The organism is Trinickia caryophylli (assembly GCF_034424545.1).
Taxonomy (GTDB): Bacteria; Pseudomonadota; Gammaproteobacteria; order Burkholderiales; family Burkholderiaceae; genus Trinickia; species Trinickia caryophylli.
This window is the reverse complement of record NZ_CP139970.1, coordinates 78,410-92,134: the sequence shown is the minus strand read 5'-3', so window position 1 is coordinate 92,134 and position 13,725 is coordinate 78,410. Positions and strand designations below refer to the sequence as shown.

Sequence of the window (13,725 nt, the reverse complement as noted above, 5' to 3'; positions counted from 1 at the left end):
CAATGAGACGGCCACGCACTGATACAACGCGCATTCGGGGCGACGTGGCGAGCGCCTGGGTAGGCACGCACCCTGGTTTCGCACCTACCGTGCGGTGAATCGGCACCCACCCGAACTTTGCCTCTATAAAAAGCGAAGATGGGCCCCGTAAACAAACAGGGCGCCGGCATTTCAGCCGGCGCCCACCGATTACCGAATTATCGGCTCTGCAACCTGATATCGCGCGAGGAGGCCCCGACGTACACGGCACTACCCGAGACATACTGCCAGCCGTTCTTCGACGTATCCCAAACGCTCTGCATCCGTTCCGAGATCGGCACGTCGACACGGCGCGCCTCGCCGGGCTTCAGAAAGACCTTCTGCCATCCGGCTAGCCGGCGCGGCGGTTCGCCCGTGTAGTTGACGCCGAGATACACCTGCGGAACATCGGCACCTGCCATCCGCCCGTCGTTCTTGACCGTGAAACTCGCGAGCAGCGTATGGCCGGGACCGCGCTTCACCGAAAGGTCCGAATAGCTGAAGTGCGTGTACGAGAGCCCGAAGCCGAACTCGAACATCGGCGCGACGTTCTTCGCGTCATACCAGCGATACCCCATGTTGAGCTTCTCCGAATACACCGGATCGGTCGGCAACGTACCGTCGCCAATCCAGGTCGGCGTATCCTGGTCTCGCGCCGGGAACGTCACCGGCAGCTTGCCGGAAGGATTGACCTTGCCGAACAGCACGTTGGCAATCGCCTGCCCACCGCCCTCGCCCGGGAACCAGGCTTCGACGATCGCCGACACCTTGTCCTTCCATGGCATGAGCACCGGGTTGCCGCTCTGGACGACCACGATCGTGTGCGGATTCGCAGCAGCCACCGCTTCGACGAGTTGATCCTGGTTGGAAGGGTTCGCAAGACTGAGGCTCGGCAACTCGCCGAAGTCCTCCCCCGACGATTGCGTGACGACGACGATCGCAACATCCGAGTCCCTGGCGAGCGTCGCGGCAGTATCGATCTCATGCTGCGTGTAAGCCCTGAACGGCGATTGTTGATCGGGATTGCCCGCATATTTGACTTGCGCGGAGGGCGCGAGTGACTGAATTGCTTTCGTGAGCGGCACGTTGAGCGTGATCCACGGGTTCGTCCACCAGTTGCAGCCCGTCGACGTGCCGAACGTCAGGCCGCCGCAGCCGGCGAAGTTGCCCGTGACCGGATCGCGCGTGTTGCCCGATCCCCCGCCCGTCAGCACGGCCACATCGGCATGCGCACCGATCACCGCAACACGGCCCAGCCCCGATGCCGGCAGCGGGAGTTGGCCATTGTCGTTCTTCAGCAAAACGATCGATTGCTCTTCCGCATACTGCGCGAAATTGCGACCTGCCGCGAAATCGATCGTCCCGCCGGCTTTTGCCGGATCGTCGAATACCCCCGTCTTGATCATCACGTAGAGCTTGCGGCTCACCATCTCGTCGAGCCGGGCTTGCGTAATCTGACCGCTGCTGAGCGCCTGCTTGACGAGATCAGGCGTCAGAAAAACCGTTGGGCCGACGTCTTCTTCTTCGTCGAGTCCCGCGTTGATCGAAGCGGCCGTACTGTGAGCCGCGCCCCAGTCGGATTGCACCTGCCCCTGGAAGCCCCAGTCACGTTTGAGAACATCGGTCAGCACGTGGGGATTCTCGCAGGCATAGGTGCCGTTGATCCGGTTATAGCTGCACATCACGTTGCCCGGATGCGCCTGTTTGACTGCGATTTCGAATGGCAACAGATAAAGCTCGCGCAGCGTGCGCTCGTCGATCTGATCGTTGCCCCCGAACCGGCCCGTTTCCTGTTCGTTGCCCACATAGTGCTTGACGGTGGCGATGACCTTCTGGTTTTGCGTGCCGACGGTGCGCGCCGCCAGCATTTCGCCCGCCAATACCGGGTCCTCGCCCAGGTATTCGAACAACCGCCCTCCCCGCGGCTCACGAGCGAGATTCGTCCCCCCGCCGAGCCCCATCGAGAATCCTTGCGCGCGCAACTGCTTCGCCACCTGTGCGCCGAAATCGTAGGAAAGCCTCCGGTCCCAACTCGCGGCCAGCGCGATCGTCGCAGGGAACGTCGTGCTCGGTTGCGACGTGCTCCCGGAACCGGTCGCTGAATCCACCATGTTCAGATCGGGGATCCCCAGCCGCGGCACGCCCTGGATGAACCCTGCTCCGCCGCCCGGCACGTCGCTCATCTGGTACTTGGAGTGAATGAGTTGCAGTTTTTCGTCGAGCGTCATTTGCCGGACGAGCATATCGGCGCGGCGGTGAGCGAGATAATCGCTGATGGGGGAAGCAAACGAGGGAGAAAACGATGTGACGGCGTTATCGCTATCGCCCGCATGAGCGCTCGCGATTACGGCTGCCAACGCCAACGCCATTGGCCAACGATTGACCTGCATGTGTGTCTCCATGAACGTTGATAATCAAGCAACGGATAACACCGGGTCTCGCCGATCTCCGGAACTGGCGGCTCCGGGTACCCGGCAGGTACCGGCAACCTCGAAACGCAGTGGATGCCCCACTGCCACCGTGGCCCTTCGGTCCCGGGCCGAGGGGCCGGGACCGGTCCCACGGCGTAGCCAAACTTCATGCCATTCCATGTTATGAAAGTAGTCTCACTACAGGCTCACTACAGGGGTAAGTGTTTTCCCTAGCGGCCGGCTTGCACCGGCCGAACCAGGCGCACGCCGTCCGTGCCTGTTGTGCGCGGCTGCGCCCCACTCCTCGTCGCCGTTTTTGACGGTAAGTCGCCGGTAAGCCTTTCGGTCCCAGACTCGGGCTTCCTCGTTTACCGAAGTCAGGAGTGCCCTTGACCACGAACCGGCCCCTTCGCGTGTATTTGCTCGCGCTCAGCTCCGCCGCCTGGCTACCTTGCGTCGCGCATGCGGACGAAGACGCCACTGCCGCCTCGAACGGCTTCACGTTCCTCAGCGATACGCCCAACGTCACCCACTGGGGCCTCGGTGCGGGCGTCGGCGTGCGGGCGAGCCCCTACGCCGGCGATGGCGCCGACGTGACACCGCTGCCGCTCGTCTATTTCGAGAACAAATGGGCTCGCCTCTTCGGTACGACGCTCGACTTGAAGATTGGCCAATGGGAAGGCGTCTCCGTTGCGCTGCGCGGCCAGGTCGGGCTTTTCGGCGGTTACAAGCAATCGGACGCTCCGATACTGAACGGCATGGAAGACCGCGACGGCATCGCCTTCTGGTACGGTCCGGCGCTTGCGTGGCAGAGCCCCTTCGGCACGCTGTCAGGCAGTTATCTCGTCGGCGGCAACAAGGGGCAGCGCGCGACGATCGATTTCTCCAAATCGTTCAAATCCGGCAACTGGTCGCTCACGCCGAGGCTTGGCGCCGAATGGCTGAGCAACGAATATGTCGATTACTATTACGGCGTGACCGCACCGGAGGCCCGTACCTGGCGGCCCGCGTACAGCGGCAGTTCGACATGGAAAGCTTCGGGCGGCGTGCGTGTCGATTATTCGCTCACCCCTCGGCAGCAGGTGACCTTCGATGTGGGCGTTTCGTATTTGGGCCGGGGCATTTCCGACAGCCCGCTGACCGGCCGGCGCTGGCTGCCCGAAGCAAGACTTGGCTACATGTATCGATTCAAATAGAGCTATTGGAATGTCGCGAGTCGCCGTTATCGAGGACCATGAGCGCTTGGCGCGGATGGTGAGTCAGGCCCTGGCTGCCGCGGGGATCCAGGTCGACGTTTTCCGCAACGTGTCCGAAGCGAAATACGGGGTGAACCGCGCCGAATATGCCGTGCTGATCGTGGACCGCGGCCTGCCCGATGGCGATGGACTCGAACTCCTGTGCAATCTGCGCGCGCTTGGCGTCACCACGCCGTGTCTCATGCTGACCGCGCGAGACGCGCTGCACGATCGCGTGCATGGGCTCGAAAGCGGTGCGGACGACTACGTCACCAAACCCTTTGCAATGAGCGAACTCGTGGCGCGCGTGCGGACGTTGATGCGCCGTCCGGCACCTATCAAGGCGCTCGATGTATCGCTGTGGGACCTGTCGGTCGATCCGCCGCAGCATCGACTCACCTGTGGTACGCGCTCGGTGCTGCTCGCTCCCGCCGAACTGCAGATCGTGCAATGTCTCATGAGCGCCTCTGGCCAGATCGTGCGGCATGCGACACTCGAGCACGCCGCATGGGGATTCGACACCGCCGTCACGCCGAACGCGCTCGAAGTCACCGTACATCGCTTGCGCAAGAAACTGCAGGCACTCGGCGCGGCCACACGCCTCGTCAACGTGCGCGGTGCCGGTTTCGCCTTGCAGTACGACGCCACGCATCTTGTGCCATGACGACGGCCTGGGTTCGTCGTTTGTCGGTCCGGCTCTGGCTCACGAGCGTCGCCGCTTTCTCCGTCACGCTGTGCTTGCTCGCCGCCGGTTCAATCTACGTTCTCGATCAGTATCCCGAACAGACGCTCGGTCGCAAGGAGCAATCGAAGAAAATTCGGCAAATCGAAGAAGCAATGGCACTGGACAGCAACGGATGCATCGTTTCTCTGGCTGCGGAGCAGTTCAAATGGTTCTACGACGTGCTGCGCACGGAGGCGATGTACCGCGTGCTCGACGAGAGCGGCGAAGTGATCCACGCATCCGATAACGCGCTGGGCGGTGGCGCGTGGCTGACGGGCGCACCGTCAGCGGTGGCCGGCACCCAGCAGGCGGCGACGCTCGACGGCCGCCCCTTCGAGGTCGTCACTCATCGCCTCGCGCCGGGGGCCTGCCAATACTACGTACAGGTCGCGTTCAGCCGTCTGATCGTTCGAGCGACCGTTCGCTCGAAGATCAGTCAGATACCCGTGACTGTCGGGGCAGCCGTCTTTACCGCCATCGTGGTGTTCGGGCTCACGCTGACCGTGACACTCAAACGCCAACTGCGTCCGCTTCGGCAAGCGTCGGCAGAGGCATCCAATCTGACGACGCGCAACCTGTCAGCCCGCATTTCCATGCGCGACGTCCCGACCGAGCTCGAGCCCTTGATCCAATCCTTCAACGAAGCCCTGGGCCGGCTCGAGCATGGTTTCGTCGTCCAGCAGCAGTTTCTCGCTTCGGCCGCCCACGAACTGCAAACACCGCTTACGCTGCTGCGTGGCCAGTTGGAGCTGCACCCGCGCCTGGCCGACAACGAACAAGTGTTTCGCGATATCGATCTGATGGCGAGGCAGGTCCGCCAGCTTCTGCATCTTGCCGAAGTCAGCGAAGCGCAGAATTTTGCCTACGCCGAAATCGATCCGGCCGATAGCGCCCGTGAAGTCGTGCGCTATATGGCCTCGAAGGCGAACGAGAAGCGGGTCACGCTCGACATCGATGTGCGGGCTCGTGCATCGACGGTCGAAGCCGATGCCTCGGCGCTCTTCATTCTTCTCAAGAACCTCGTCGAGAACGCCATCCATGCGAGCCCCTCGCACGGAATCGTTCTGCTGGCTGTATCGGCTTCGTCGATTCACGTAATCGACGAGGGCCCCGGAATTCCCGATGAGCATCTGCCCCTGCTTTTTGCGCGGTTCTGGCGTGCACCCGGCACGGAATACGACGGTGCGGGGCTCGGGCTCGCCATCTGCAAGGAAATCGCCACCGCTCACGGATGGCACCTGAGCGTGTCGCGTCTGAAGCCCGGCACCGACTTCGCCGTGCATTTCTCACCTGCGCAAGAACGCCGTCCCGAACGAGACGCTCCACTCGCTGCGAATATGTAGTCAAAGTTCCGTGCGGCCGGATACCTCGTTCAGGAAGACGCGCCCGAAGCGATTGTATCGGCTGTGCTGATAGCCCCGCCCCGCGCGTACTGCTGGCCATCCGAAAGATTGTACCGGTACCGTACCGGACTCCCTTGATAGACTGCTTGCTCCTCTTGTTTCCGAGCAATGCCCGCAACGATGCTTTCCCTACCCTTTGCCGTGGTCTCGGCCGCAATGACCTTCGCGCTGGTGATGTCGATCACGCCGGGCCCCAACAATACGATGCTGCTCGCGTCCGGCGTCAATTTCGGTTTTCGTCGGACGGTGCCGCACATGGTCGGTATCACGTTCGGCTGCATGGTGATGATGATCGTCATCGGCCTGGGGCTGGGCCGGCTGTTCGAGCACGTGCCGGTACTCTATACGGTGCTCGAAACCGTAAGCGTGGCGTACCTGCTGTATCTCGCCTGGAAAATCGCGGTGTCGCAGGGCCCGGCGGTCGGCAACGGCGATCGGCGGCCGATGACGTTCTGGCAAGCCGCCGCTTTTCAGTGGGTCAATCCCAAGGCATGGATGATGGCCGTGACGGGCGTCACCGCTTTCCGGCTCCACGACAACCTCGTCGCGAATGCACTGCTGCTTGCATTGGCGTTTGCCATCGTGAATCTGCCGAGTATTTCGGTCTGGACCGCATTTGGCGTCGGTCTGCGGCGCATACTCTCGAGCCCCATCGTGCTGCGCGCCTTCAACTGGACGATGGCCGCCCTGCTGCTGGCGTCCATCGCCCCCGCGTTTGTCCATCACTCCGCGTGACATGCGCGCGCCTCGCGGATACGAGGCGCGCAAGCTTCTCCCTCAGCGTCCTCAGCGCGCCTCGGCGAGTTGCTCGAGGATGGCGGGGTTTTCGAGCGTGGAGACGTCCTGCGTGATCGCCTCGCCCTTGGCCAGCGAGCGCAGCAGCCGCCGCATGATCTTGCCCGAGCGCGTTTTCGGCAGGTTCTCCCCGAAGCGGATGTCCTTCGGCTTGGCGATCGGCCCGATCTCCTTGCCCACCCACGCACGCAGTTCGTTGGCCAGCTTCGCCGCCTCCTCGCCCTGCGGCCGCGTGCGCTTGAGCACCACGAACGCCACCACCGCCTCGCCCGTCGTGTCGTCCGGCCGGCCCACCACCGCCGCCTCCGCCACCAGCGGATTGGACACCAGCGCCGATTCGATCTCCATCGTCCCCAGCCGGTGGCCCGACACGTTCAGCACGTCGTCGATGCGGCCCATGATCGTGAAGTAACCCGTCTGCTTGTCACGCACCGACCCGTCGCCCGCCAGATACAGCCGCCCGCCCAATTCCTCCGGGAAGTAGCTCTTCCTGTAGCGCTCCGCATCGCCCCAGATCGTGCGGATCATCGCCGGCCACGGCCGCTTGACCACCAGAATCCCGCCCTGTCCGTTCGGCACGTCCTGCCCCGTCTCGTCCACGATCGCCGCCATGATCCCCGGCAGCGGCAGCGTACACGAGCCCGGCACCAGCGGCGTCGCCCCCGGCAGCGGCGTGATCATGTGCCCGCCCGTCTCCGTCTGCCACCACGTGTCCACGATCGGGCAGCGCGAGCCCCCCACGTTCTCGTGGTACCACACCCACGCCTCCGGGTTGATCGGCTCGCCCACCGTGCCGATCACCCGCAGCGTCGACAGATCGTAACGCTTCGGATGCACCTTCTCGTCCGCATCGGCCAGCTTGATCAGCGAGCGGATCGCCGTGGGCGCCGTATAGAAGATGCTCACCTTGTGACGCTCGATCATCTGCCAGAACCGCCCGCCGTCCGGATAGGTCGGCACCCCTTCGAACATCACCTGCGTCGCGCCGCACGCGAGCGGCCCGTACGCGATATAGCTGTGCCCCGTCACCCAGCCGATGTCGGCCGTGCACCAGAACACATCCGACGGCTTCAGATCGAACGTCCACTTCATCGTCTGCGCCGCCCACAGCAGGTAGCCCCCCGTGCTGTGCTGCACGCCCTTGGGCTTGCCCGTCGAGCCCGACGTATACAGCACGAACAGCGGATGCTCCGCGCCCACCCACTCCGGCTCGCACGTCTCGGCCTCGCCCTGCGTGATCTCGTGCAGCCACACGTCCCGCCCCGCCTGCCACTGCACCGCCCCGCCCGTGCGCCGGTACACCACCACGCTCTTGACCGCCTCGCAGCCGCCCATGGCCAGCGCCTCGTCCGCGATGCTCTTGAGCGGCAGCGCCTTGCCTCCGCGCATCTGCTCGTCGGCCGTGATCAGCGCCACCGCCCCCACATCCACCAGCCGCTCGTTGAGCGACTTCGACGAAAACCCGCCGAACACCACCGAATGCGTCGCCCCGATGCGCGCGCACGCCTGCATCGCCACCACGCCCTCGATCGACATCGGCATGTAAATCACCACCCGATCGCCCTTGCCGATCCCGCGTGCCTTCAACGCGTTGGCCAGCCGGCACACGCGCCCCAGCAACTGCGCGTAGCTCACCTGCGTGAGCGTGCCGTCGTCCGCCTCGAACACGATCGCCGTCTTCTCGCCCAGCCCGCTTTCGACCTGACGGTCCAGGCAGTTGTACGACGCGTTCAGCTCGCCGTCTTCGAACCACGTGTAAAACGGCGCACGCGTCTCGTCGAGCACCTTCGTGAACGGCTTGTTCCACGCCAGCGTCTCGCGCGCAAGCTTGGCCCAGAACCCCTCATAGTCCTGCTCCGCTTCGGCCATCAACGCCTGATAGGCGTCCATGCCCGACACGGCGGCATTGGCAACCGTCTCCGCGGACGGCGTAAAGATGCGGCCTTCTTGCAAGACCGATTCGATGATACCCACTGTCTCCTCCATGGCACAGGCCAATGCGCGAACCGCCGGCCGTCTGGTGGCCGGGTTGACTGCGCGTCGGCGGTCATCCTCCGGCTGCGCGCTGCTGCAGGCGCCGAATGGGCGCCCGCGCCAGGCGCGCAGTTCCGCAGCGGCCGGCGCCATGCGTTGCATGACGTCCGCCTCCTCCCGCTTGCGGTGCTCGACCCCTAAGCTAATCGGCTTCACTTACCCAAAACTTACTTTGACCCGCGTACGAGGGGATACCCCGATGCCATGCACGCGGATTGCTGGCGTTTTGGCGCGGCACGGCCCATTCGTACGGATAAGGAGGACAAGGGGCGCGGCTAGCCGGTTGTCCCCCATCTCAGACATGGCGCCCCGGTAGATGGCGAATGCGGTCGTGCGGCGTCGCTCGCGGCGCCGCCAGCCGCTCGTAGACACGCACGTAGTCCGCCGCCATGCGTGCCGCCGTGAACCGCTGCTCGAAGCGTTCGCGGCAGCGTCTGCGGCTCAGGCGGCCGATCCTCGCCACCGCATCCACGGCGCCTGGCACGTCGTCGACGAGCAGCCCTGTTTCGCCGTGCTCGATGATCTCCGGCACGGCGCCAGCCCGAAAAGCGATGGTCGGCGTGCCGCACGCCATCGCCTCCACCACCACCATCCCGAACGGCTCGCGCCATTCGATCGGAAAGAGCAACGCGCGCGCGCCCGCGAGCAAATCCGATCGTTGGGTGCCGCCTACCTCCCCGAGATAGTCGACCACGGACCGGTTCGCCTCGATCAGCGGCGCGATCCGCTCCTGAAAGTACGACGCTTCGCCCGGGTGAACCTTCGCGGCCATCTTCAGCCGAAGGCCGGCGCGACGCGCGATTTCGATAGCCAGATCCGGACGCTTTTGCGGCATGATCCGCCCGAGAAACAGCAGATAGTCGTCGGGGGTCTCGTTGAACGAAAGTGCCTGCGGCGAGATCCCGTGATAAACGGTAGCCTGCCAGTTTGCCCAGTCGACGGGATGACGCTGATCGTCGGAAATCGACACGAGCGGCGCCTCGGAAAACTCGCGAAAAAGCGGCCCGTGATCGGCTGCAAGCAATTCTCCATGCATCGTCGTCACGTGCGCGCAGCAAAGTCGGCGCGCAATCGGCAAATGCAGCGGCTCGCCATGGAAATGCACGACGTCGAAGCGACCCGCGCGCTGTGCGACGGCTTCGAGTTCCCGAACGTGATGCGTAAGGGTGTCCCATACCTGTGCATCGCGCCACAATCCGCGCGCGCAAAGCGGCACGAGTTCGGCCGACGTGGTCGAATCGGCTGTCGCGAAGAGCGTCACCCGGTGGCCGAGAGCCACGAGCGCTTCCGTCAGATAATGGACGACACGTTCCGTGGCACCATACCCGCGCGGCGGAACGGCTTCGTAAAGCGGAGCAACTTGAGCAATGCGCATGGGCTTCTCCGGCCGCGTCCACGCGCGGCATTCAGCGTCGGTTCAGCCGTTGACCGCCAGCACCGCACGTGCCCGGCGCGCGGTCGCTTGCCAGTCGCTGCCTCACTGCTAAGATGCCGACGAATTCATTGCGCCACAGGAGTCACGCCATGCACTTTCTGCTTTTTTACGAACTCGCACCGGATTATCTCGAGCGGCGCCCGCAGTACCGCGCCGAACATCTGCGGTATGCGTGGCAAGCCGTGGGGCGCGGCGAGCTGGTACTTGGCGGCGCGCTTGCCGATCCGGTCGATCAGTCGCTGCTGCTTTTTCAATGCGCCGAGCGCGAAACCGTCGATGCCTTTGCCCGTAATGACCCCTATGTTCGCGCGGGAATCGTCACGGGTTGGACGATTCGCCCGTGGACCACGGTGGTCGGGGATCAGGCCGATACGCCGATACGCTGACGGGGAAATCGGCGCGCATTCTCACGCTCATGCCGACGCTCATGCCGACGCTCATGCCGACGCTCATGCCGACGCTCATGCCGCACCGCGCGGCGCAAGGCGCGTCAGCAGTTCCTCGTGAGACGGGTGCAGCTCAGCCAGCGTGCGCACGTCGGCCAACTCGAACGCGGCGAACTCGAAGCCCGGTGCGACGGTGCAGCCAACGAGCGAAAAGCCCTGCGTCGTACACTCGGCCGCAAACCAGCAGCCTGCCGGCACGACCAGTTGGAAGGTGACACCTTCATGCTCGAGCGCATTGCCGAGCCGCCGTGTGCGCAACTTGCCGGCGCCATCGAGCACATGCAGCGCGAGCGGATCGCCGGCATAGAAGTGCCAGATTTCATCGGCATCGATGCGGTGCCACGCCGAATACGCCCCGCCATCGAGCAGATAATAGATGGCCGTCGAAGCAGCCCGCGTCTCGTCGAGAGGCAATGCACCTCGCATGCCGAGGCGCGCGACGCGCGCCGGGTCGCGGTGCGTCTCGCGGTAGTAGCCGCCCTCGGGGTGCGGCGCGAGGCCAAGGCTGTCGACCAGCGCACGAGCGGCGTTTCGGGAATCAGGCATCGGAATCGTCCTTCAGGCGTGCCGGGCACGGCAGGCTTGCAGTTTAGCGCGCGCCCGTGTGCGGCGGCCAGCGGCCCATCTCGTCGCGGCCTCTTGCGGCGCCTCGTCATCTTCGTCATGATCGGGCACGCACGCGCGGCGTGCGGCATTTTCGACAAAAGCTTCGAGGACATCGGCTCGTGACGCATCTGGTATTTTTCTGCGGTCATGCGGGCACCGGCAAGACGACGCTTGCCAAACGCCTGATCGGCCCGCTCATGCGGGCAACCAACGAGGCATTCTGCCTGCTCGACAAAGACACGCTTTACGGCCGGTATAGTGCGGCAGCCATGCACGCGCTGACCGGCGACGCCAACGACCGCGATAGCCCGCTCTATCTGCAGCATTTGCGCGAGCCCGAATACCAGGGGTTGCTCGATACGGCACGCGAAAACCTCGAGCTGGGCATTAGCGCCGTCGTGGTCGGGCCGCTGTCGCGCGAAATCCGCGACCGGCGCCTTTTCGATCGGGCGTGGCTCGGTATCGGCGAGAACATCGATATCCGCATCGTGTGGGTCTACACCTCGGAGGAGACGGCTCATGCGCGGATCGTCGCGCGCCGCAATCCGAACGACGCCTACAAACTCGCGCATTGGGACGAGTATCGGCAGCGCCGCTTCCATCCGGCGGAAGCCGCCCGAGAGGGCCTGCTGATGTTCGACAACACGGCGCCGACGCAGGCGGATTATGACGGCCTGCTCGACGCACTCGTCAAGGGTCCGCCCGGCCAGTGAGCGGTCGGCCGGGCCTGACGCTCAGGCCGTCACCTGCGCCGACGCGTGCAAGGCCGCGCCCTCGTAGAGCTGCCCGAAACGATTGGCGAGGAAATCGGCGAGCGACACCTGCTCTTGCCGAACGAACCCGCTTTGCGGCAGCTTGCCTTCGCGAAACAGATCGAGCACCGCGCACATAGCGCCGGCCGTCGTGATCTGGATGGCACTCATCGGCATACCGCAAACCGTTTTCGCGAAGATTTTCCGGGTGAAGACATCCTGCACGAGCTGGCCGTCGCGCATGCCGGTCACGGTCACGAAGATGAGCACGACGTCCTGCTGCGTGGCTGGCACCGCGCGCCGCATGATCGATTTGAGCGTGTCGCGCTCGCTGGACAGCCGCAAGTCTTCGAGCAGGAATTGCATCAGTTCCCGATGCCCTGGGTAGCGAACCGACTTGTAGTCGAGCGTTTCGACGCGGCCGGACAAGGTCTCGCAGAGCGTGCCCAGGCCGCCTGACGTATTGAATGCTTCGTACTCGATGCCGTCGAGCGAGAAATGCTCGAGCCCCTCGAGCGGCTGCACCCATTGCTTGCGCGAATCCCTGATCGCTTCGCAGGGCTGACAGTACTCGTTGATGAGCCCGTCCACGCTCCAGGTGAGGTTGTATTTGAGCGCGTTGGTCGGAAACTCCGGCAGCGCACCCACGCGCATTTTCACCTCGCGCAGTTGCGCGAAGCGGTTCGCGAGCTCATGCGCCGCAATGCCGATGAAGCCTGGAGCGAGCCCGCACTGCGGCATGAACGCATGCGTGGCGCCATCTGCCAGGCTGCGAATCGCATGCGTGGCGCGCACATCCTCGGTCAGGTCGAAGTAATGGACACCCGCCGCCTTCGCCGCCGCGGCAACGTTGACGGCCAGGTAGTACGGCAACGCATTCACGACGGCATCGAAGTCTTTCAACGACGCTTTCATTGCGTTGGCATCGGCGCAATCCACGCGCTCGGTGGCAATGCCGACCGCCGCGAGCTTCTCGAGTGCCTGAGCGTCGCGGTCCAGCGCCACCACTTCGTAGTCGCCGGTTTCCCGCAGCAAGTGGGCGATGGTATGGCCAATCAGCCCTGCACCGACGATAGCTACTTTCATGCGCGTTCTCCTTGGTCTTCAACGGTAGGGAAACGAACCCGCGCGAGCACTGCGCCCGCGCGAAGCGCGTTGTCATTACCGACAGTCTAGGGAAGCGCGGAAACGGAAAACAGGCGCAATCCGCCGTCCGATGGGGCCTGTTTCGACGAATCGACGATGTTTTCCGACGATTCGTCGAAAAGGACATCGTGCGACGATGTGGCGCGCTCCGAAGCGGCGCCAACGACGCGCGGCCGGCGAAACGTGCTCAGCCCAGGGTACCGCGATCGATCTTGCGCGCGAGGATGATGGAAGTCGTGGTGCGCTCGACGCCCTGAAGCGAGCCGATCTGATCGAGCAGTTCGTTGAGCCGTTCGGGCGAATCGGCCCGCAACCAGGCAACGTAGTCGTATTCGCCGCTTACCGCGCAAAGCAGCTGGATCTCGGGCATGCGGGCAAGCCGTTTCTGAACGTCCGGGCCGTACTTCGGCGCGAGAATGATGCCCACGTAGGCCTGCAGGCTCGCATCGAGCACGTCCTGGCCGAGACGCACCCCGTAGCCTGAGATCACCTGCGTACGCTCGAGCCGCTCGATGCGGGCGACGATGGTCGTTCGCGCGACCCCAAGGCGGCGCGCGAGGTTGGCAACACTGTCGCGCGCGTTGGCCTGCAGCAACGCAATGAGTTGACGGTCGAGGTCGTCCAGCTGGTCGAGGCGCGGAGGTCTCATCGATGATCGCGCGAATGACTCGCGCTCCCGCATGTTGGAGAAGCGCTGCATTATCGCTCATGCGATCCGCG

The 13,725-nt window shown here is 64.2% G+C and carries 12 protein-coding genes; 6 read left to right on the top strand and 6 right to left on the bottom strand.

Going from position 1 to position 13,725, the window contains the following annotated elements:
- Positions 1-197: 197 nt before the first annotated feature.
- Entirely contained in the window at positions 198-2,408 is a 2,211-nt protein-coding gene (locus tag U0034_RS00400) for a glycoside hydrolase family 3 C-terminal domain-containing protein (protein WP_085230419.1), read from the bottom strand.
- 410 nt (positions 2,409-2,818) lie between these two features.
- Here U0034_RS00400 and U0034_RS00395 point away from each other — a divergent pair, with 410 nt between their 5' ends.
- From U0034_RS00395 to U0034_RS00380, 4 genes are all read left to right on the top strand, one after another.
- The gene (locus U0034_RS00395) at positions 2,819-3,625 is read left to right on the top strand and encodes a MipA/OmpV family protein (RefSeq protein ID WP_233212123.1); all 807 of its coding nucleotides are present in this window, start codon (positions 2,819-2,821) and stop codon (positions 3,623-3,625) included.
- Between the two features lie 10 nt (positions 3,626-3,635).
- Positions 3,636-4,328 (top strand): response regulator transcription factor, encoded by a 693-nt coding sequence (locus U0034_RS00390; protein WP_085230417.1) that lies wholly within the window; start codon positions 3,636-3,638, stop codon positions 4,326-4,328.
- Positions 4,325-5,731, top strand: a complete 1,407-nt coding sequence (locus tag U0034_RS00385) for a sensor histidine kinase (RefSeq protein WP_085230416.1) — start codon at positions 4,325-4,327, stop codon at positions 5,729-5,731. The genes U0034_RS00390 and U0034_RS00385 overlap by 4 nt, the downstream gene beginning before the upstream one ends.
- 180 nt (positions 5,732-5,911) lie before the next feature.
- The gene (locus tag U0034_RS00380) at positions 5,912-6,526 is read left to right on the top strand and encodes a LysE family translocator (protein WP_085230549.1); all 615 of its coding nucleotides are present in this window, start codon (positions 5,912-5,914) and stop codon (positions 6,524-6,526) included.
- Positions 6,527-6,577: 51 nt separating this feature from the next.
- Here the strand turns inward: U0034_RS00380 and acs are convergent, their stop codons facing one another.
- Positions 6,578-8,560: an acetate--CoA ligase gene (gene acs / locus U0034_RS00375; protein ID WP_143795490.1), complete on the bottom strand. Its 1,983-nt coding sequence runs from the start codon at positions 8,558-8,560 to the stop codon at positions 6,578-6,580.
- A gap of 355 nt (positions 8,561-8,915) precedes the next feature.
- Positions 8,916-9,995: a glycosyltransferase family 4 protein gene (locus U0034_RS00370; protein ID WP_085229255.1), complete on the bottom strand. Its 1,080-nt coding sequence runs from the start codon at positions 9,993-9,995 to the stop codon at positions 8,916-8,918.
- Positions 9,996-10,144: 149 nt separating this feature from the next.
- On the opposite strand from U0034_RS00370, the gene U0034_RS00365 reads away from it, so the two are divergent.
- Positions 10,145-10,441 carry a YciI-like protein gene (locus U0034_RS00365; RefSeq protein WP_085229254.1) on the top strand — a complete coding sequence of 99 codons (297 nt, stop codon included), beginning with the start codon at positions 10,145-10,147 and terminating at the stop codon, positions 10,439-10,441.
- 75 nt (positions 10,442-10,516) lie between these two features.
- Here U0034_RS00365 and U0034_RS00360 read toward each other — a convergent pair whose 3' ends face one another.
- Positions 10,517-11,047: a cupin domain-containing protein gene (locus tag U0034_RS00360; RefSeq protein ID WP_085229253.1), complete on the bottom strand. Its 531-nt coding sequence runs from the start codon at positions 11,045-11,047 to the stop codon at positions 10,517-10,519.
- Positions 11,048-11,226: 179 nt separating this feature from the next.
- Here U0034_RS00360 and U0034_RS00355 point away from each other — a divergent pair, with 179 nt between their 5' ends.
- Complete coding sequence (locus U0034_RS00355) at positions 11,227-11,820, top strand: AAA family ATPase (protein ID WP_085229252.1); 594 nt, start codon at positions 11,227-11,229, stop codon at positions 11,818-11,820.
- A gap of 21 nt (positions 11,821-11,841) precedes the next feature.
- Here U0034_RS00355 and U0034_RS00350 read toward each other — a convergent pair whose 3' ends face one another.
- Both U0034_RS00350 and U0034_RS00345 read right to left on the bottom strand, forming a co-directional pair.
- Positions 11,842-12,945 carry a saccharopine dehydrogenase family protein gene (locus tag U0034_RS00350; protein WP_085229251.1) on the bottom strand — a complete coding sequence of 368 codons (1,104 nt, stop codon included), beginning with the start codon at positions 12,943-12,945 and terminating at the stop codon, positions 11,842-11,844.
- 247 nt (positions 12,946-13,192) lie between these two features.
- Positions 13,193-13,654, bottom strand: a complete 462-nt coding sequence (locus tag U0034_RS00345) for an Lrp/AsnC family transcriptional regulator (RefSeq protein ID WP_085229277.1) — start codon at positions 13,652-13,654, stop codon at positions 13,193-13,195.
- Between the last annotated feature and the right edge of the window lie 71 nt (positions 13,655-13,725).